This is a genomic window from Spongiactinospora gelatinilytica (assembly GCF_003236385.1).
Taxonomy (GTDB): Bacteria; Actinomycetota; Actinomycetes; order Streptosporangiales; family Streptosporangiaceae; genus Spongiactinospora; species Spongiactinospora gelatinilytica.
The window spans coordinates 1-19,582 of record NZ_POUA01000113.1 but is presented as its reverse complement, the minus strand read 5'-3'; the positions used below and the strand labels follow the sequence as shown (position 1 = coordinate 19,582).

Here is a 19,582-nt window from a genome sequence, read left to right as displayed (position 1 = left end):
GCCCCTCAGCCGCCCAGGACGCCCCACAGTCCCGCGGCGAACCCCTCCGGCTGGACGACGTAACCCTTGTGCTCCACGATGGTTCGGGCGCCGCTAGGCTCCGGGATCATGGCCGACGACCAGCGCGAGAGCCTGCGCGCGACCTTCACCGAGGACCCCGCGCTCTACGACCGGGTCCGTCCGAGCTACCCCGAGGCGATGTTCGACGACCTGGCGGGCGTGGCGGGGCTCGGTACCGGCTCCCTGGTGCTGGAGATCGGGCCGGGGACCGGGCAGGCCACCGTCCCGATGGCCCGGCGCGGCTGGGAGGTCGTGGCGGTCGAGCGCGCCCGCCGCAACCTGCGCGTGTTCCCGCTGGTCAAGGTGGTGACATCGGCGTTCGAGGACTGGCCGCTGCCCGCCCGGCCGTTCGATGCGGTGGTGTCGGCGACGGCCTTCCACTGGATCGATCCCGACGTGCGGATCGCGAAGTCCGCGCAGGCGCTGCGCCCCGACGGGGTGCTGGCTACGGTCGCCACCCACCATGTCCTGGGCGGCAGCGTCGACTTCTTCCACGAGGTGCAGGCGTGCTACGAGCGGTTCGACCCGGCGACACCGCCCGGGCTGCGTCTGTCCCCCGCCGCCGAGATCCCCTACGACCGGGAAGAGGTGGAGACCTCGGAGGGCTTGGACCCGCCGGCCTTCTTCAGGTACGAGTGGGAGCTGGCCTACTCGACCGAGCACTACATCGACCTGCTGCGCACCTACTCCGGGCACCGCGCGCTGGGGTCCGCCGCCCGAACGGGCCTGCTGAACTGCGTGGCCGCGCTCGCCGACGCGCGGTACGGCGGGCGCGTGGTCAAGCGGTACCTCACCGAACTGCGGGTCTCCCGGCGCCGGTAGTTTCATCCCCGCAGGTGGGGCAGGTGAGCGGAGACGCAGGATCGGGGGGGAACATGATCCGAACACTCCACAAGATGGGCGTCCGTTCAGGTGCCATGTACGCGGCCGGGATCATCTCGGTCGGCCTGTCGTTCGCCACGTGGCTCACATCCCGGCAATTGGAGGGGGCCGGCCTGGACCGGGCGGACCGATGGGGGATCTTCATCGGGGAGTGGGCGCCCACGTTCGTCGCCATGGGGGTCGCGCTGCGCGTCGAGGAGACGCACTGCGAGGAGTCGGGCGGTACGCACGACTTCACCCACGAACACCGCCACCAACGCCGCCACGAACAGCGGGAGCCGTCCATCACCGGTACCTGACCGCCCACCAGTAAACCAAGAACGCCCACGTGAGTTCGCTCGCCCGATCTCACGTGGGCCCCGTCATGCGTTCCGGGCCGCATATCGCGTAAGAAACCAGCCGGTCCGCTCACTTCCCCTATTAGCGCCGCATCTAGGGAAGAAGATCCCAAGTGCGCCGATATCGCCGAGACGGTACCGGCACGCGCCGCCGTACCGCGCGCCCTGGCGATCCCGTCCGAGGACGACGCGCCGCGAGCCGCCTGCTCGCCGTGGTGTACGCGCTCGGCCGTACGGGCTGCGCCGCCTCCACCGGCTGTGCGCGAGCCGGAAACCACAGGTAAGCAGGCATTCGCCGAAGAATGCTTGAATAGTTGTTCAGGTGATATCCCAAGAAAGCCGGTCAAATGACACTGTCCAGCTTTCTTCACATTTTCCTAAGTGAGGGCTTGTAGGTCCCGTCGCGTCGGCTTTCAATGATCTCCATAGCGGTGATCCAGGAGGAGCCGATGCGTGCATTGCGGGTATCCGCAGTCGTTTTGACAATGGTTCTCACCACATTTCTGAGCTCGGAGCCGTCGGTCCCGGCGGTGGCCGGGCCGACCGACCCGGAGCCGGCGTCCATCGTCGTGCTCTCCGTCCCCGACCGGGCCGCGCTGGAGCGGCTGGTCGCCTCGGGGACCGATCTGACCGCGCGGGTGCGGCCCCAGGCCGACGGCAGCATCCAGGTGGACGCGGTCGTCACACCGACCGAACTGGCCGGTCTGCGTTCGCTGGGCGCGACGCTCGCGCCCGGTACTCCGCCGCCCGCCAAGCGGGCCCCGCAGACCTCGGCCGCGCCCGACCAGATCGTGATCGAGCGGGCGGTCTGGTACAAGTCCGGCGGCCGGCACTTCCTGTCGGTCGAGGCGTCCAGCAGCGGCGGGGCGGCGGCCTCGCTCAGCGTGGCCTGGAAGGGCAAGAAGGGCACCAGCGGGGAAGCACCGCTCGTCGGCTTCGAGAACTTCGGGGTCTACCTGGGCCATGAGGTCGTGTCGCCGGTCCTGGCCGAGCAGGAGCCCCTCTGGGTGACCGTCACCTCGGCGAGCGGCGGTAAGGCGCAGGCCAAGGTCACCCGGTGGCCGGGCGGCGAGCGTCCCGACCGCCACGGCCGTGGTTACGAGAAGGACTTCATCAGCCAGTACATGCCGCCCGCGCAGCTCAACGAGCGGATCAAGGCGCTGCACCGGCGCTACCCCAAGCTCACCGACATCATCGCGCTGCCGAACCTCACCAACGGCTACCGCCGGCACGCCCAGGCCCAGCTCGGCACCCCGCCCAACGCCCTCACCCTGACCTCGCACGCCTACGGCTCCGAGGGCGGCAACGACCTGTCCGCCGAGATCGTCACCCCCGGCACGCCCAACCGGGCGCTCGCCGTCCAGATGGACGGCAAGCAGCTCACCGTCAGCCTGGCCACCGACGCCTCCGGCGCCCCCGCCAGCACGGTCGCCCAGGTCGTCGTGGCGATCAACGCCACCAAGGGCACCCGCATCCAGGCGTCGCCCTACCGTACGGACCCGGGCGCGGGCATCCTGGCACCGGTACCGCTCACCCAGCTCACCGACTCCCTCAAGGCCCCCGCCGACGTCTCCCGCGACCCCGCGCGGGTGCTGGCGCTGCGCATCGGCGTCCACCGCGACGGCTCGCGCACCGGCGTGCTCGCCTACTCCCAGGAGCACGCCAGGGAGTGGGTGACGCCGCTGGTCACCATCGAGGCGGCGGAACGGCTGCTGCGCAACTACGACAACGACCGCGCCACCCGCCGGCTGCTGCGCGAGACCGAGGTCTTCATCGTGCCGACGGTCAACCCCGACGGGGCCAACTACAGCTTCTACGACTACAACTTCCAGCGTAAGAACATGACGAACCACTGCCCCGCGCAGCAGTCCGACCCGGCGCAGCGCGACACCTGGGGGGTGGACATCAACCGCAACTACGCCGCAGGCTCCCTCCATGACGGATATTTCGGGGCGTCGAGCAACTGCCGGTCCGGCACCTTCGCCGGCCCCGCCGAGCATTCCGAACCCGAGAGCCGTAACGTCATCTGGCTGGCGCAGAGGTTCCGCAACATCAAGTTCGCCCTGAACGTGCACAGCTACGGCGGCTACTTCATGTGGCCGCCCGGCTCCTACAAGCAGGAGGGCCGCGTCACCCTCCCCCGTCCGACCGCCGAACAGGAGGCGTACTTCCTGCGCTCCGCGCGCACCATCGAAGAGGCCATCGCCGCCGAACGGGGCACCGTCACCTGGCCGCAGAAGACCGGCCCGGTCACCGACGTCCTGTACTCCGCGGCGGGCAACTCGGCCGACGAGCTGTGGTACGACTACGGCATCTTCGGCTGGGACTTCGAGGTCGGCAACGACATCTACAACCCCGAGACCGGCCGCTGGGAGGGCGTGGGCTTCCAACCGGCGTTCGAGGAGGCCCATGCCGAGGCGATGGAGTTCGCCTCCGGCCTGATCTCGCTGGTCGGCGTCGCCGCCGACTACCGGGAACGCTGACGCGTAGTTCCTTCTGAGCGTTCACCCGGGCGTACGGCCCGGGTGAACGCCCGCGTGCCGCCTCTTCGTAGGCGGCCTCCAAACGGGCCCGTCCTGATCAGGGCGGGCCGCAGGGCGGCGGATCCAACGTCGGTCCGGCCGGCAGTCATCGCACGCCGCAACACCCCGCCTTGAGGTGCTCGTGCCGCCCGGCTCCCGATCGGCTCGCCGATTATGACCACGCGGTCAAAATGTGGCGATCGGGTTGACCGGGCTGCCGGACGTACCGGCGAAACGGACCGGCGCGACGGCGAGGTGGAAGTCCCACTGGCCGAGCTCGGCGGCCGTCGCCGCGCACGCCTCCAGGTCGCAGTTGTCGAGCATCCACAGACCCATGGCAACCAGGCTCACGGCGTGGACCGGCATCAACACGTCTTCGCACCCCGATGGCTGAACGTCCTGGGGGGTGTCGGCGCCGATAAGCGCGACCTCCCGTTCGTGCAGCCACGGCAGGCAGGACGCGTGCCACCCGGCCTGCGTGAAACCGCCGGCCGCACCGCTCTCGTGCCGGACGCGGCCATAGCCGGTCCGCAGGAGTACCGCATCGCCGGATCGCACCCGCACCCCCTGGCGACGCTCGGCCTCTTCAAGATCGTCGGGAAACACACCCTGCCCCGGTTCCAACCACGGCACACCCCGCACACCGGCGATGTCCAGCAGGACACCACGCGTGATGATCCCGTTCGCCGCCGCCGTGACGGACGCCCACGACGATCCCGTTGCGGCGTCGACCAGCGAGTGCGACCGCCCGTTGTACATCGTGCCGTCCCAGTAGATGTGGCACGGCGAGTCGATGTGGGTGAGGGTGTTGCCGTGGAAGGTGACGCCGAGCCGCTCGGTGGAAAAGCCCCAGCGCCGGTCATTGCGGAATCCGGGCACCGGCATGTTCTCAGCGCCCGGCATGTCGGCGGCGCACGGGCACGTCGTCGTCGACCGCTCCATCTCCTCTGGTACGGCGACCTCCCATGCGCACGACACGCTCCTGCCATGGCGCACGGCCCGCGCCGCCGCCAGCCGGACGTCGTCGGTGATGTGGTTCAGGGTGCCGAGTTCGTCGTCATCGCCCCACCGTCCCCAGTTCGACAGCGTGTCGAAGTACCCGAGCACGTCGTCCTGTGTCGGCATCGGCCGCCCTGCCGTCATTCCAGCATCGACTCCTCCGGTCACGTCGTTCCGAGGCACCGCAGGCAGGGTATCCCGCATTCTCGGTCGCAGGCCCGGCCCGATCGAACGATCTCGGGCCGGGCCGCGGTCGGCCCGCCGATCAGCTCGACAGGCCGGTGAACATGCCGGGCTCGTAGGAGCCACCCGGGTTGCGCACGATCACGTTGAGCCGATTGGTCGCGTTGATCATGGCGATCAGCGAGACCAGCGCGACGATCTGGTCGTCGTCGTAGTGCTCGCGCACCCGGGCCCAGGTCTCGTCGGACACGCCGGGGTGGACGTCGGCGAGCCGGGTGCCCTCCTCGGCGAGCGTCAGCGCGGCCCGCTCGGCCTCGGTGAACACGGTGGACTCGCGCCAGGCGGCGACCAGGTGCAGCCGGACCGCGGTCTCCCCGGCGACCGCGGCGGCCATCGCCCACCGCTGTCACATAACTGCGGAAACCGGCATCGTATGCATGGCACGGTCGAGAACGGACAGGCAGGAGCCGGTAATGGACGAACGCAGCGAGCCGGCCGCGGGCACGACCGGGCCACACTCCCACAGTGATGCCATTGACTCCGCCACCGAGGCGTTCGTCGCCCACCGCAACCTGTTGTTCACCGTCGCCTACGAGATGCTCGGCTCGGCCGCCGACAGCGAAGACGTCCTGCAGGAGACCTGGCTGCGGTGGACGGGCGTCGATCACGCCATCGTGCCGGACCAACCCGCGCCGGCGCCCATCGTGGGAGCCGGCGCGGTGGCCCGCGTGCTGGGCCGGATCGCCGCCGTGGCTCTGCAGCCGGCACACGTCAACGGTCATCCCGCGCTGATCGTCCGGCTGAACGGCGAGATCGACACCGTCATGGCGGTGCGCAGCGACGACGGCCTCATCACCGGGCTCTACGCCGTGCGCAACCCCGAGAAGCTGTCGTACATGGAGCGGGAGACCGTCCTGTGCTGCTGAGCATGGGCCCCTCGGACGAAAAGCGGCCGCCCCGCGCTTTCGCGCGGGGCGGCCGTCTCGGTGGAGCAAGGGGTCAGCGGTTGTACTGGCCGAAGTCGTACTCCTCCAGCGGAACGGCCTCGCCGCTCCCTGTGCCGAAGGTGTAGTCGGCCGCGCTGCCGTCGTAGCCGCCGACCGTGTACATCGCCGCCTTGGCCTCCTCGGTCGGCTCGACCCGGATGTTGCGGTACTGGGGCATGCCCGTACCGGCCGGGATGAGCTTACCGATGATGACGTTCTCCTTGAGGCCGAGCAGGGAGTCGGACTTGGCGTGAATCGCCGCGTCGGTGAGGACCCTGGTCGTCTCCTGGAAGGAGGCCGCCGACAGCCACGACTCGGTGGCCAGCGACGCCTTGGTGATGCCCATGAGCACCGGACGTCCGGAGGCCGGGGAGCCGCCCTCGGCGACGCACTCGCGGTTCATCGCCTCGAAGCGCGGACGCTCGACCAGCTCGCCGGGCAGGAGGTCGGTGTCGCCCGACTCCAGCACGTTGACCCGCTTGAGCATCTGCCTGACGATGATCTCGATGTGCTTGTCGTGGATCGACACACCCTGCGACCGGTAGACCTGCTGGACCTCCGCCACGAGGTGGAGCTGCACGGCCCGGGGGCCGAGGATGCGCAGCACCTCGTTGGGGTTGATCGCGCCGGCCACGAGCTGCTGGCCGACCTCGACCCGCTGGCCTTCCGACACCTGGAGCCGCGCACGCATCGACACCGGGTAGGCGACCTCTTCGGAGCCGTCGTCCGGGGTGATGACCACCTTGCGGGTCTTGTCCGTCTCGTCGATCCGGACGCGACCGCTGACCTCGGTGATCGGGGCGACACCCTTGGGGATGCGCGCCTCGAACAGCTCGGTCACACGCGGCAGGCCGTGCGTGATGTCGGCGCCCGCCACACCACCGGTGTGGAAGGTCCGCATGGTGAGCTGGGTGCCGGGCTCGCCGATGGACTGCGCGGCGATGATGCCGACCGCCTCGCCGACGTCCACCAGCTTGCCGGTGGCCAGCGAACGGCCGTAGCAGGTCGCGCAGACACCGATCTTGGCCTCGCACACCAGCGCGCTGCGGGTGCGCACGGTCTCCACACCGGCCGCGACCAGCGCGTCGACCACGGGGTCGTTGATGTCGACGCCGGAGGCCGCGATGACCTTGCCGTCCACCTCGACGTCCTCGGCCAGGATCCGGCCGTGCACGTTGGTCTCGGCGTTCTCCGCGCGGACCAGGTTGCCGGCCGAGTCGCGCTCGGCGACGTGCAGCGGGACGGTACGGTCGGTACCGCAGTCGATGTCACGGACGATGACGTCCTGGGCCACGTCGACCAGTCGCCTGGTCAGGTAACCGGAGTCGGCGGTCCGCAGCGCGGTGTCCGCCAGACCCTTCCGCTGACCGTGGGTGGAGATGAAGTACTCCAGCACCGACAGGCCCTCGCGGAACGAGGACTTGATCGGCCGCGGGATCGTCTCACCCTTGGTGTTGGACACCAGGCCGCGGATACCGGCGATCTGCCGGACCTGCATCTTGTTACCACGGGCGCCGGAGTTGACCATCATCCAGACCGAGTTGGTGTTCGGGAACGCGTTCACCAGGTCGGTCTCGACGTCGGCGGTGGCGTGGGTCCAGATCTCGATGAGCTCCTGACGGCGCTCCTCGTCGGTGATCAGACCACGCTCGTACTCGCGCTGGACCTTCTCGGCCCGGCGCTCGTAGTCCTCCATGATGGTCGCCTTGTTCGGCGGGGCCACCACGTCGTCGATGGAGATGGTCACGCCGGCCCGGGTCGCCCAGTGGAATCCGGCGTCCTTCAGCGCGTCCAGCGCGGTGGCCACCTCGACCTTGGGGTAGCTCTCCGCCAGCTCGTTGACGATCGCCGAAAGCTGCTTCTTGCCGACCTGGTAGTTGACGAACGGCAGGTCGGCGGGCAGCGTCTCGTTGAACAGGCAACGGCCCAGCGTGGTGGTCAGCCGCAGTGGGTCGCCGGACTCCCAGCCCTCGGGCGCGGCCCAGCCGCGCGGCGGGGCCACTTCCTTGAACCGAATGTTGATCTCGGCCTGGATGTCCAGCTCGCGCCGGTCGTAGGCCATCAGCGCCTCGCTGACCGAGCTGAAGGTACGGCCCGCGCCGGGCGCTTCGTCCTTCTGCGTGGTCAGCCAGTAGAGCCCGATGACCATGTCCTGGGTGGGCATCGTCACCGGCTTGCCGTCGGCCGGCTTGAGGATGTTGTTGGTGGACAGCATCAGGATGCGGGCCTCGGCCTGCGCCTCGGCCGACAGCGGCAGGTGGACGGCCATCTGGTCACCGTCGAAGTCCGCGTTGAACGCGGTACACACGAGCGGGTGGATCTGGATGGCCTTGCCCTCCACGAGCTGCGGCTCGAACGCCTGGATGCCCAGGCGGTGCAGGGTCGGCGCCCGGTTGAGCAGCACCGGGTGCTCGGTGATGACCTCTTCCAGGACGTCCCACACCACGGCGCGGGCGCGCTCGACCATGCGCTTGGCCGACTTGATGTTCTGCGCGTGGTTGAGATCGACCAGGCGCTTCATCACGAACGGCTTGAACAGCTCCAGCGCCATCTGCTTGGGCAGGCCGCACTGGTGCAGCTTGAGCTGCGGGCCGACGACGATGACGCTTCGGCCGGAGTAGTCGACGCGCTTGCCGAGCAGGTTCTGGCGGAACCGGCCCTGCTTGCCCTTCAGCATGTCCGACAGCGACTTCAGCGGCCGGTTGCCGGGGCCGGTCACCGGCCGTCCGCGGCGGCCGTTGTCGAACAGCGCGTCCACGGCCTCCTGGAGCATCCGCTTCTCGTTGTTCACGATGATCTCGGGCGCGCCGAGGTCGAGCAGACGCTTGAGGCGGTTGTTCCGGTTGATGACCCGGCGGTACAGGTCGTTGAGGTCGGAGGTGGCGAACCGGCCACCGTCGAGCTGCACCATCGGGCGCAGGTCCGGCGGGATGACCGGGATGCAGTCCAGGACCATGCCGTTGGGCGAGTTGCGGGTGTTGAGGAACGCCGAGACGACCTTGAGCCGCTTGAGCGCGCGGGCCTTCTTCTGGCCCTTGCCGCTGCGGATGGTCTCCCGGAGGTTCTCCGCCTCGGCGTCGAGGTCGAAGTTGACCAGCCGCTCCTGGATGGCCTGGGCGCCCATGCCACCGCGGAAGTAGCGGCCGAAGCGGTCGCGCATCTCGCGGTAGAGGAGCTCGTCGCCCTCAAGGTCTTGGACCTTGAGGTTCTTGAAGCGGGACCAGACCTCCTCCAGCCGGTCCAGCTCGCGCTGGGCCCGGTCGCGGAGCTGGCGCATCTCGCGGTCGGCGCCCTCACGGACCTTGCGGCGCTGGTCGCCCTTGGCGCCGGCGGCCTCAAGCTCGGCGAGGTCGGCCTCCAGCTTCTTCTGGCGACCCTCGATGTCGGCGTCGCGGCGCTGCTCGATGTGCTGCCGCTCCACGGAGATCTTGGCCTCCAGGGACGGCAGGTCGCGGTCACGCGTCTCGGTGTCCACCTGCGTGATCATGTAGGCCGCGAAGTAGATGACCTTCTCCAGGTCCTTCGGGGCCAGGTCGAGCAGGTAGCCGAGCCGGGACGGCACGCCCTTGAAGTACCAGATGTGGGTGACCGGCGCGGCCAGCTCGATGTGGCCCATCCGCTCACGGCGCACCTTGGCACGGGTCACCTCGACGCCGCAGCGCTCACAGATGATGCCCTTGAACCGGACCCGCTTGTACTTGCCGCAGTAGCACTCCCAGTCGCGGGTCGGGCCGAAGATCTTCTCGCAGAAGAGGCCGTCCTTTTCCGGCTTGAGAGTCCGGTAGTTGATCGTCTCCGGCTTCTTGACCTCACCGTGCGACCACTGGCGGATGTCGTCAGCCGTGGCGAGGCCAATTCGCAGCTCGTCGAAGAAATTGACGTCGAGCATTTCATACCCCCTTTGAATTAGACCTCGTCGACGCTCATGGCACCCTCGTTAGGGCGCCTGGCTAGATCGATCCCGAGCTCCTCTGCCGCGCGGAAGACGTCTTCGTCGGTGTCGCGCATCTCGATGGACATACCGTCGCTGGAGAGCACCTCCACGTTGAGACACAGCGACTGCATTTCCTTGATCAACACCTTGAAGGATTCCGGGATGCCCGGCTCGGGGATGTTCTCGCCCTTGACGATCGCCTCATAGACCTTCACCCGGCCGGTCACGTCGTCGGACTTGATGGTCAGCAGTTCCTGCAGCGCGTAGGCCGCGCCGTAGGCCTCCAGCGCCCACACCTCCATCTCGCCGAACCGCTGCCCGCCGAACTGCGCCTTACCGCCCAGCGGCTGCTGGGTGATCATCGAGTACGGGCCGGTGGAACGCGCGTGGATCTTGTCGTCCACCAGGTGCAGCAGCTTCAGGATGTAGATGTAACCGACCGAGATCGGGTGCGGGAACGGCTCGCCGGAACGGCCGTCGAACAGCCGTGCCTTGCCGTTGACCCCGACCATCCGCTCGCCGTCCCTGTTGACCAGGGTGTTCGCCAGCAGACCGGTGATCTCTTCCTCGTCGGCGCCGTCGAAGACCGGGGTGGCCACGTTGGTGCGGGGCTCGACCTCGCCGAAGCCCTTGTCGCGCAGCCGCTCGGCCCACGCCTCCTCGACGCCGTTGAGGTCCCAGCCGCGGGCGGCGATCCACCCCAGGTGGGTCTCCAGCACCTGGCCGACGTTCATCCGGCCGGGCACGCCCAGCGGGTTGAGGATGATGTCCACCGGCGTGCCGTCCTCCAGGAACGGCATGTCCTCCACCGGCAGGATCTTGGAGATCACGCCCTTGTTGCCGTGCCGGCCGGCCAGCTTGTCACCATCGGTGATCTTACGCTTCTGCGCCACGTAGACGCGGACCAGCTCGTTCACGCCGGGCGGGAGCTCGTCGCCCTCCTCGCGGCTGAAGACGCGGACGCCGATGACCTTGCCGGACTCACCGTGCGGCACCTTCAGCGAGGTGTCGCGGACCTCCCGGGCCTTCTCCCCGAAGATCGCGCGCAGCAGCCGCTCCTCCGGGGTCAGCTCGGTCTCACCCTTGGGGGTGACCTTGCCGACCAGGATGTCGCCAGGGGTCACCTCGGCGCCGATCCGGATGATGCCGCGCTCGTCGAGGTCGGCGAGGACCTCCTCGGAGACGTTGGGGATGTCCCTGGTGATCTCCTCGGGCCCCAGCTTGGTGTCCCGGGCGTCGACCTCGTGCTCCTCGATGTGGATCGAGGACAGCACGTCGTCCTGGACCAGCCGCTGGGACAGGATGATCGCGTCCTCGTAGTTGTGACCCTCCCAGGGCATGAACGCCACCAGCAGGTTCTTGCCCAGCGCCATCTCGCCCTGGTCGGTGCAGGGGCCGTCGGCGATGACCTGGCCGATCTCGACCCGCGCGCCCTCGTCCACGATGGGCTTCTGGTTGTAGCAGGTGCCCTGGTTGGACCGCTTGAACTTGGCGACGCGGTAGGTGGTCCGCGTGCCGTCGTCGTTCAGCACGGTCACGTAGTCGGCGGAGACCTCCTCGACCACACCGGCCTTCTCGGCGATGATCACGTCACCGGCGTCGGTGGCCGCGCGGTACTCCATGCCGGTGCCGACCAGCGGGGCCTCGCTCTTCAGCAGGGGCACCGACTGGCGCTGCATGTTGGAGCCCATCAGGGCGCGGTTGGCGTCGTCGTGCTCCAGGAAGGGGATCATTGCGGTCGCCACCGACACCATCTGGCGCGGCGAGACGTCGATGTAGTCGACCTCCTCGGCACGGGCGAGCTCGGTCTCACCGCCCTTGGTGCGGACCAGCACCCGGCTCTCGGCGAACGAGCCGTCCGCGTTCAGCGGCGTGTTGGCCTGCGCCTTGACGTAGCGGTCCTCCTCGTCGGCGGTGAGGTAGTCGATCTGCTCGGTGACCTTGCCATCGACGACCTTGCGGTAGGGGGTCTCCACGAAACCGAAGGAGTTGACCCTGCCGTAGGAGGACAGCGAACCGATCAGGCCGATGTTGGGGCCTTCCGGCGTCTCGATCGGGCACATCCGGCCGTAGTGGGACGGGTGTACGTCACGGACCTCGAACCCGGCGCGCTCACGGGAAAGACCACCCGGGCCGAGCGCGGACAGCCGCCGCTTGTGCGTGAGGCCGGCCAGCGGGTTCTCCTGCGCCATGAACTGCGAGAGCTGCGAGGTGCCGAAGAACTCCTTGATCGACGCGACGACCGGGCGGATGTTGATCAGGGTCTGCGGCGTGATCGCCTCGACGTCCTGGGTGGTCATCCGCTCGCGGACCACGCGCTCCATCCGGGCCAGGCCCAGACGGACCTGGTTTTGGATCAGTTCGCCGACCGTGCGCAGGCGGCGGTTGCCGAAGTGGTCGATGTCGTCGACCTCGACCACGACCTCACCGGAGGCGCCGGGCATGGAGTCCTCGCCGGCGTGCAGCCGGACCAGGTACTCGATCGTGCCGACGATGTCTTCTTCGGTGAGCGTGCCCTGGTTGATCTCGGAATCGACGCCCAGCTTTTTGTTGATCTTGTACCGGCCGACCTTCGCCAGGTCGTACCGCTTGTGGTTGAAGTAGAGGTTCTCCAGCAGCGTCTGCGCCGACTCCTTGGTCGGCGGCTCACCCGGCCGCAGCTTGCGGTAGATGTCGAGCAACGCGTCGTCCTGGCCGGCCGTGTGGTCCTTCTCCAGGGTCGCCCGCATCGACTCGAACTGACCGAACCGCTCCAAGATCCGGTCGTTCGTCCAGCCGAGCGCCTTCAGCAGCACCGTCACCGGTTGCTTGCGCTTACGGTCGATGCGCACGCCCACGGCGTCGCGCTTGTCGATCTCGAACTCCAGCCAGGCGCCCCGGGAGGGGATCACCTTGCATCCGTAGATGTCCTTGTCCGAGATCTTGTCGACGTTGCGCTCGAAGTAGACGCCGGGGGACCGCACCAACTGCGAGACCACGACACGCTCGGTGCCGTTGATGATGAAGGTGCCCTTGGAGGTCATGAGCGGGAAGTCGCCCATGAACACCGTCTGGCTCTTGATCTCACCGGTGGTGTTGTTGATGAACTCCGCCGTGACGAACATCGGGGCGGAGTAGGTCATGTCCTTGTCTTTGCACTCATCGACGGAGTGCTTCGGCGGCTCGAACCGGTGATCGCGGAACGACAGGGACATGGTTCCGGAGAAGTCCTCGATGGGACTGATCTCTTCAAAGATCTCTTCGAGACCGGACTGGGCCGGAACGTCCTTGCGCCCGGCCTGGCGAGCCGCCTCGACCCGGGCCTTCCACTTCTCGTTGCCGAGCAGCCAGTCGAACGACTCGGTCTGCAGGGCGAGAAGATCAGGAACCTCGAAAGGCTCCTGGATACGCGAGAATGACACTCGACGGGGACCAGCGGGTACGGCGGAGGCGTTGCGCGAGGCTGCCAACAGATGTCCTTCCGAGGGCTCGCGGCGGACTGATCTACACGCACGCCAGACAACCTCGCAAGACTACGGAGAGAAGCGAGGTCGTCAAAGGGCAGCGCAAAGGAGCAGTGTAGCCCAATGGCATACACCTGTCCACTCTACGTCCGCTGCATGCTCCACGTTGTTCGCAGCATCGCCCGTCTGAGCCGAAACGTCAAGCCCGAGAGCCGACATTCCAGCCACTTGATAGCCAGCACGCTGGGAAATCCCCTCCGTGTGCCTCGCCCGCGCTGCCGGACCCCAGACGATACCCACGAGCGCCCTGGGGTAACGCTGAGTGACACGGAGGTTCTAACCCTTGCCGCCGGTTGGAACCCTTGCGGCATCCATCCCCCTTGTCACACCTCACTCAAACGCTTTCTTTGCTAACAATTGGGTAACACGAACACGCCCGGGAGGTGACAGGCAGGCTTCACCGGCCTCGCGATCAGTGCGCGGGAACGCTCCCGATCAGGGTGGACATCTCGGCCACCAGCCAGCGCGACCCCGACTTGACCATGACGAACCTGGCCCGGTCCTGGGTCACCTGCCGCTGCGGTTCGTCCTCCCCTGGAACGGTCTTGGTGGTGGTCGTGTCCACGAACAACAGCACCTCAACCCGGTCGGGGGTGGCCGACTCCACGGCCGCGTTGACGACCTCGGCCTGCCGTACGGTGTGCTCCTGCCGCACGGACGGGACCAGTACCTGGAGCAGGCGGCTGTAGTGGCCGGTCAGCTCGCCCGTGGTGTGGTCGCGGCCACGGGCGAGGTCCTGCTCGACGGTGGCGTGGTTGTAGGAGAGCATGTCCGGGGCCACCGACCGGGCCGCCTCCGTCGCCTCCTTGGCCGCCTCCGTGCCCTGGCGCAGCCAGCGCAGGTTCGCGTGCAGGACCAGCACGACGCCCGCCAGCGCCAGCGCCAGCGCGGTCAGCAGCGACACCACGACCACGAAGGCGCGCGATCGGGAGCGCACCCGCGACCGGGCCCGCCAGGAGCCGTCACGCCGGCTCACGGGACCTCCTCCCAGCGCGACACCAGCCAGCTTCCGCCGGACTTGGTGAGGTCCATCGTCCAGCGGTGGAAGCGCTCCCGTGGCGCGGCCTTGCGGCCCTCCCACTGGATGACGCCGTCCGCGACGACCAGCGCCCTGGCCTCGCCGCCGCTCAGGAAGACCAGGCCGACCGATCGGAGTACGCCGATCTGCACCACCTTGTCGGCCACCGTGGTCTGCCGCAGCTTCGCCACCCCCGCCTCGTAGGCGTCGCGCGCCGGTCCGGTGGAACTGCTCAGCACCCGCCGGATGTCCTCCTCGACGCTGTCGTGGCTCACCGACAGGAGGTTCACCGCGTGGGCCCCCGCCGCGCGGATGACCGCCTCGCGTTCGGCCGCGACGGCCTGCTCGTCGCCGAGCCACCGCGTGAGCAGCACCGCCAGCAGGCCCAGCGCCACGACCACGGTGGTCAGCACCCCGAGCACCACCGCCCTCATCCGCCGCACCCCTCGGGTACGGCGGGCGGTCCGGGTCGCTGCATGCGTCCACCCTCCTGCGCACGGTCGCCGGCGGACCTCACGGACCATACGGCGGCGGTGGTCCACGCCGGTGAGCCCTCTGGTCGCCGGATCATAACCCGCGACGGTGACCGGCATACCCGTCTTCACGGGCTAAGTCGGCAGATGCGGGGATCAGGGGGCCAGCAGGCGCCGGTACTCGGCCCGCCAGTCGCGCCCGTGCTCGTCCAGGAACGAGCCGGGCGGCGGTACGACGCCGTTGGCGGCGAGCCAGGCCCCCGGCGCCGGCTGGGTCCGGCGGATGCGCCCGCCGGTCGGCATGAGCTGCGGCGGGATCGGCGGCAGCCCGCCCGGCCCGCGCGAGTTGAGGAACCGGCGCACCACCGGCTGGTCGCTGGACAGCAGCATCTCGCGCGGCCCGAACATGACCAGCTCGCGGCCGTCCATCAGGCCGATGTCGTCGGGCACGGTACGGGCGGTGTCGAGGTCGTGGGTGACGATCAGGAACGTGGCCCCGGTCTCGGCGTTGAGGTCCACGATGAGCTGGTTGAGGTAGGCGGTCGGTACCGGGTCGGGCCCGGAATCCGGTTCGTCGAACAGGACGACCTCCGGATCGAGCACCAGCGCCCTGGCCAGCCCGGCGCGCTTGCGCAGCGCGCCGGAGATCTCGCCGGGCCGCTTGCCCTCCGCACCGAGCAGCCCGACGCGTTCGATCTTGTCCATCGCGATCCGGCGGACGCGGGACTCCGGCATCGCGGTGTGCTCGCGCAGCGGCAGCGCGATGTTGTCGTACACGGTCAGCGAACCGAGCAGCGCGCCGTCCTGGAACACCACGCCGACGCGGCGGCGCAGCTCGGCCAGTCGCGGCTCCCCGGCTCCGGTGAGATCGTGGCCGTCGATCCGGATGCGGCCGCGGTCCGGGGGGAGCAGCCCGACCAGGGTCTTGAGGAAGACCGACTTGCCCGCGCCGGACGGGCCGAGCAGCACCGAGATCTCGCCGGGCGGCAGAGTGAGCGAGACGTCCTGCCAGATGACCTGCCTGCCGAACGACTTGGTCAGCCCTTCGACCACGACCTCGACTCCCACGACCCACCTACCGTCGTCGCGCCGATCACCCGGCGCGCGTGTTACTTGCCGGCGCAACCACCGTAAACCGTGTTCCGGCCGGGCCGATGGAACGTTACGGCCCCGTTACCCGCGTCCCGCCCCAGAACATGCCCACGGCAGACGCGAAGCGGGCGGCCCACCCGGCACCTGGGTGGACCGCCCGCTTCGATCGGGTCGTGCTTACGCCTCAGAGCGTCACTTGACGGTGACGGTGGCGCCGGCGCCCTCCAAGGCGGCCTTGGCCTTCTCCGCGGCCTCCTTGTTGACCTTCTCCAGCAGCGGCTTCGGCGCGCCGTCGACGAGGTCCTTGGCCTCCTTCAGGCCCAGGCTCGTGAGGGCGCGGACCTCCTTGATGACCTGGATCTTCTTGTCGCCCGCGGCCTCCAGGATGACGTCGAACTCATCCTGCTCCTCGGCCTCGGCGGCGGCGCCCTCACCGCCGGTGGGGGCGGCGACGGCGACGGCGGCCGGAGCCGCGGCCTTGACGTCGAAGGTCTCCTCGAAGAGCTTCACAAAGTCGGCGAGCTCAAGAAGGGTCATCTCCTTGAACGTGTCGAGCAGCTCGTCGGTGCTGAGCTTCGCCATGGTGGTGTTCCTCCGTTTAGGTCGTTGTCTGAGAATCGGGACCGCGGTGTCTGCGGCAATCCCCCGGTGGCGCTACTCGCCCTCGCCCGCGGCGGCGTCCGTGGACGCGTCGCCGCCTTCGGCGTTCTTGGCGCGCAGGGCCTCGGCGAGCCTGGCCATCTTGGTGGGCAGCGCGTTGAGCACGGCGGCCGCGTGGCTCTGCTTCGCCTTCATCGCGCCGGCCAGCTTCGCGAGCAGGACCTCGCGGGACTCCAGGTCGGCGAGCTTGGTGATCTCGGCGGGGGTCATCGACTTGCCGTCGACGACACCGCCCTTGATGACCAGGAGGGGATTGGCCTTGGCGAAGTCACGCAGCCCCTTGGCCGCCTCGACCACGTCGCCCTTGACAAAGGCGATGGCCGACGGGCCCTGCAGCAGGTCGTCCAGGCTGGAGATCCCGGCCTGGTTCGCCGCCAGCTTGGTCAGCGTGTTCTTCACCACGGCGAACTTCGCATTCTCACCGAGCGAAACGCGCAGCTCCTTGAGCTGGGCGACGGTGAGACCGCGGTATTCGGTCAGAACGGCGGCGCTGGAGCCATCGAACTCACTCTTGAGCTCGGCAACAGCAGTCGCCTTTTCCGCCCTCGCCATGGGCCTCCTTCCAGATGTGCCGCCGGAGAAGGCTCCCGGAGAAACGAAACGGCCCCGGCGCAGGCGCACGGGGCTCGCACATCGGACGTCAGTGACGGCCAATATGAAAACTCACATCCACCTGCGCAGGTCGCCCGCTTCACGGGGCCTTGGGTCACCGAGCTTGCCTCGGCGACGACCGGCGGTCTTCGGCATCCACCAGAGTACCCCACCTCAGGGCATGCTGTTGCACGTCACCGCAGCGGGCGGAAGAAGTCCCGCAGGTCGCCGCTCAGCAGCTCCGGCACCTCCATAGCCGGGAAGTGCCCGCCGCGGTCGTACTCCGACCAGTGCCCGATCCGGCCCGCCGGGTCCATCAGGCTCCTGATCGTGTCGTCGCCCGCGAAGACCGCGACCCCGGTGGGCACCGACGGCGCCGCCTTGGAGTCGCCAGAATCCCCGGCCATCTCCCGGTACGCCCGCATGCCCTCGTAGGTGCCGTGCGCGGACGAGGCCCCCGAACCGGTGAACCAGTAGACGCTGATCGCGGCCAGCAGGTCGTCCCGATCGACGGCCTCCTCGGGCAGCGCGGCCGCCGGATCGGTCCACTCGGCGAACTTCTCCACGATCCAGGCCGGTTGCGCCACCGGGGAGTCGTTCAGCCCGTAGCCGAGCGTCTGGGGGCGGGTGGCCTGGATGTGGAGGTAGCCCAGGCCGTCGCGCTGGACCCGGTTGAAGCGTTCGGCGCGCGCCCGGTCGGCCGCGGGCACCGCCTCGACGTCGATCGGCGGCCCGAACGGCATGCCCGCCGACGTACCGGTCAGGTGGACGCCTGTCGCCCGGTCGGCGGCGATCATGCCGAGCAGGCTCGCGACGCCCGCCCCCGCGTCGGTGCCGTGGACGCCGTAGCGCTCGTACCCGAGGCGGGCCCGAACCGGCGAGCGGTACCGTGTCACCGGCCAGGTCGACCGGCGCGTCGTGCGCGGCGGTCCGTACCGGGCCGGGCGTGGCGCTGTCGGCGAACACGAAGGGCTCGGGCCCGCGCACGACGGCGGCTCGCCGCACCCGCTCGGCGGTCTCACCCTGGACGATCCACCCTTCGCCGCGCAGCGGCAGGCACAACGTCAGGGGCGCGCCGCGATCGAACTCGAGCGCCCACGGCGGCGAGAGCGCCGAAGACCGCCCCCTCGCCGCGCACCCCACGCAACAGATCGTCATATGGGTCCATACGGCTCACGATAACGGGACGACCAGACAGCCCCCACGGACGCTCGGCCATGTCCGCACGGGCCTTCCGGCGGTTGGCTGTCAGGCATGGACGACATTCTGGTTCTCGGTGCGACCGGCAAGACCGGACGCCGTTTGGTACGACTGCTGCGCGAACGCGACCTCCCGGTACGCCCGGCGTCCCGCTCCAGCGCGGTCCGCTTCGACTGGTCCGGCCCACAGACGTGGGAACCGGCGACCAAGGGCGCCCGCGCGGTGTATCTGGTCGCCCCCGACGACCCCGCCCCCATCGCCGGTTTCGTCGACCAGGCCCGCCGCAACGGGCCGGTCGAGCGCTTCGTGGTCCTTTCCGGACGCGGAATCGAGCACGTCGAAGGCGACTTCGGGGCCGGCATGGCCACCGCGGAGCGGGCCGTGGCCGCCTCCGGGGCGGAGTGGACGGTGCTGCGCCCCAACGAGTTCGCCCAGAACTTCGACGCCGTCGAGATCATGGGGCGGGCGGCGGGGCGGACCATCGAGTACGTGGAGCTGACCCCGGCCGCCTATCGGGCCGAACTGATCGCCGAGGGCTGTCCCGAGGCCGTCGCCGACGCGCTCGGCGAGATGTTCGCACTGCACCGCGCCGGGCACACGGTCGAACCGACCGGCGACGTGCGGCGCGTCCTGGGGCGGGAACCGATCGCCTTCGCCGACTACGCCGCCCGCGCGGCGACGGCGGGCGCCTGGTCGGTGTAGCTCAATTTTGTCGGTGCCGTTCGCTAAGTTGCCTGTTCATGAGCAACATGGCGAGACTTGAAGAGATCGTCGCCCGGCTGCCCGAGACCACTCGGGTCGACGTCGAAGCCTGGGACGGCGAGCCGACGTTCCGGGTGCGCAACAAGGCGTTCGTGTTCACCGACCCCGAGGTCAGGGCCTTACGCGTCAAGCTGTCCAAGGAGGAGGCCGACGCGGTGGTGGCCACCGATCCGGGGGCCGAGCCCGCGGAATACGGGCTGGGGCGGCACGGCTGGGTGCGCATCCAGGTCGGCGACCAGGCGGGCGATGACCGCTGGCAGGAGATCGCCGAGTGGGTCCGCACCTCCTACACCCTCGTCGCCCCGCGCCGTCTCGCCGAGCGGGTCATGTGAGGGTGCCCCTGTCTCTTATACACCTCTGACGCTGCCGACGACCAGTC

15 protein-coding genes and 2 pseudogenes are annotated in these 19,582 nt (G+C 69.0%); 6 read left to right on the top strand and 11 right to left on the bottom strand.

Annotated elements, in window-relative coordinates; translation table 11 throughout:
- Positions 1 to 108 precede the first annotated feature (108 nt).
- The 3 genes from C1I98_RS16275 (at position 109) to C1I98_RS16265 (ending at position 3,763) form a co-directional block, all read left to right on the top strand.
- The gene (locus C1I98_RS16275) at positions 109 to 882 is read left to right on the top strand and encodes a class I SAM-dependent methyltransferase (protein WP_111168299.1); all 774 of its coding nucleotides are present in this window, start codon (positions 109 to 111) and stop codon (positions 880 to 882) included.
- 53 nt (positions 883 to 935) lie between these two features.
- Positions 936 to 1,241 (top strand): hypothetical protein, encoded by a 306-nt coding sequence (locus C1I98_RS16270; RefSeq protein ID WP_233507911.1) that lies wholly within the window; start codon positions 936 to 938, stop codon positions 1,239 to 1,241.
- Positions 1,242 to 1,810: 569 nt separating this feature from the next.
- The gene (locus C1I98_RS16265; RefSeq protein ID WP_146607474.1) at positions 1,811 to 3,763 is read left to right on the top strand and encodes a M14 family zinc carboxypeptidase; all 1,953 of its coding nucleotides are present in this window, start codon (positions 1,811 to 1,813) and stop codon (positions 3,761 to 3,763) included.
- Between the two features lie 225 nt (positions 3,764 to 3,988).
- Here C1I98_RS16265 and C1I98_RS16260 read toward each other — a convergent pair whose 3' ends face one another.
- Positions 3,989 to 4,945: a cyclase family protein gene (locus C1I98_RS16260; RefSeq protein WP_233507910.1), complete on the bottom strand. Its 957-nt coding sequence runs from the start codon at positions 4,943 to 4,945 to the stop codon at positions 3,989 to 3,991.
- A gap of 121 nt (positions 4,946 to 5,066) precedes the next feature.
- Positions 5,067 to 5,378, bottom strand: a complete 312-nt coding sequence (locus C1I98_RS16255) for a carboxymuconolactone decarboxylase family protein (protein ID WP_199536987.1) — start codon at positions 5,376 to 5,378, stop codon at positions 5,067 to 5,069.
- Between the two features lie 79 nt (positions 5,379 to 5,457).
- Between C1I98_RS16255 and C1I98_RS46355 the strand changes: the two are divergent.
- Positions 5,458 to 5,676: pseudogene (locus C1I98_RS46355) on the top strand (sigma factor); the annotation flags it as partial.
- Between the two features lie 307 nt (positions 5,677 to 5,983).
- On the opposite strand, the gene C1I98_RS16245 reads toward C1I98_RS46355, so the two are convergent.
- The 9 genes and pseudogenes from C1I98_RS16245 to C1I98_RS46350 form a co-directional block, all read right to left on the bottom strand.
- A complete protein-coding gene (locus tag C1I98_RS16245) occupies positions 5,984 to 9,859 on the bottom strand; it encodes a DNA-directed RNA polymerase subunit beta' (RefSeq protein ID WP_111168295.1) in 3,876 nt (1,291 codons plus the stop codon).
- 17 nt (positions 9,860 to 9,876) lie between these two features.
- Positions 9,877 to 13,353: a DNA-directed RNA polymerase subunit beta gene (gene rpoB / locus C1I98_RS16240; RefSeq protein WP_111168294.1), complete on the bottom strand. Its 3,477-nt coding sequence runs from the start codon at positions 13,351 to 13,353 to the stop codon at positions 9,877 to 9,879.
- Positions 13,354 to 13,819: 466 nt separating this feature from the next.
- On the bottom strand, positions 13,820 to 14,383 hold the full coding sequence (locus C1I98_RS16235; RefSeq protein ID WP_233507909.1) for an Rv1363c family protein: 564 nt from the start codon (positions 14,381 to 14,383) through the stop codon (positions 13,820 to 13,822).
- A complete protein-coding gene (locus C1I98_RS16230) occupies positions 14,380 to 14,859 on the bottom strand; it encodes an Rv1363c family protein (protein WP_111168293.1) in 480 nt (159 codons plus the stop codon). Before C1I98_RS16230 ends, C1I98_RS16235 begins: the two co-directional genes overlap by 4 nt.
- A 195-nt stretch (positions 14,860 to 15,054) precedes the next feature.
- Complete coding sequence (locus C1I98_RS16225) at positions 15,055 to 15,966, bottom strand: ABC transporter ATP-binding protein (RefSeq protein ID WP_111168292.1); 912 nt, start codon at positions 15,964 to 15,966, stop codon at positions 15,055 to 15,057.
- A 216-nt stretch (positions 15,967 to 16,182) separates the two neighbouring features.
- A complete protein-coding gene (rplL, locus tag C1I98_RS16220; protein WP_111168291.1) occupies positions 16,183 to 16,572 on the bottom strand; it encodes a 50S ribosomal protein L7/L12 in 390 nt (129 codons plus the stop codon).
- A gap of 72 nt (positions 16,573 to 16,644) precedes the next feature.
- Complete coding sequence (gene rplJ, locus C1I98_RS16215; RefSeq protein ID WP_111168290.1) at positions 16,645 to 17,202, bottom strand: 50S ribosomal protein L10; 558 nt, start codon at positions 17,200 to 17,202, stop codon at positions 16,645 to 16,647.
- Between the two features lie 233 nt (positions 17,203 to 17,435).
- Positions 17,436 to 18,137 (bottom strand): hypothetical protein, encoded by a 702-nt coding sequence (locus C1I98_RS16210; RefSeq protein WP_233507908.1) that lies wholly within the window; start codon positions 18,135 to 18,137, stop codon positions 17,436 to 17,438.
- 61 nt (positions 18,138 to 18,198) lie between these two features.
- Positions 18,199 to 18,399 (bottom strand): annotated as a pseudogene (locus C1I98_RS46350) (cupin domain-containing protein); the annotation flags it as partial.
- A 96-nt stretch (positions 18,400 to 18,495) separates the two neighbouring features.
- On the opposite strand from C1I98_RS46350, the gene C1I98_RS16200 reads away from it, so the two are divergent.
- Positions 18,496 to 19,143: an NAD(P)H-binding protein gene (locus C1I98_RS16200; RefSeq protein WP_111168289.1), complete on the top strand. Its 648-nt coding sequence runs from the start codon at positions 18,496 to 18,498 to the stop codon at positions 19,141 to 19,143.
- Positions 19,144 to 19,190: 47 nt separating this feature from the next.
- Positions 19,191 to 19,535 (top strand): MmcQ/YjbR family DNA-binding protein, encoded by a 345-nt coding sequence (locus tag C1I98_RS16195; protein WP_111168288.1) that lies wholly within the window; start codon positions 19,191 to 19,193, stop codon positions 19,533 to 19,535.
- Positions 19,536 to 19,582 lie beyond the last annotated feature (47 nt).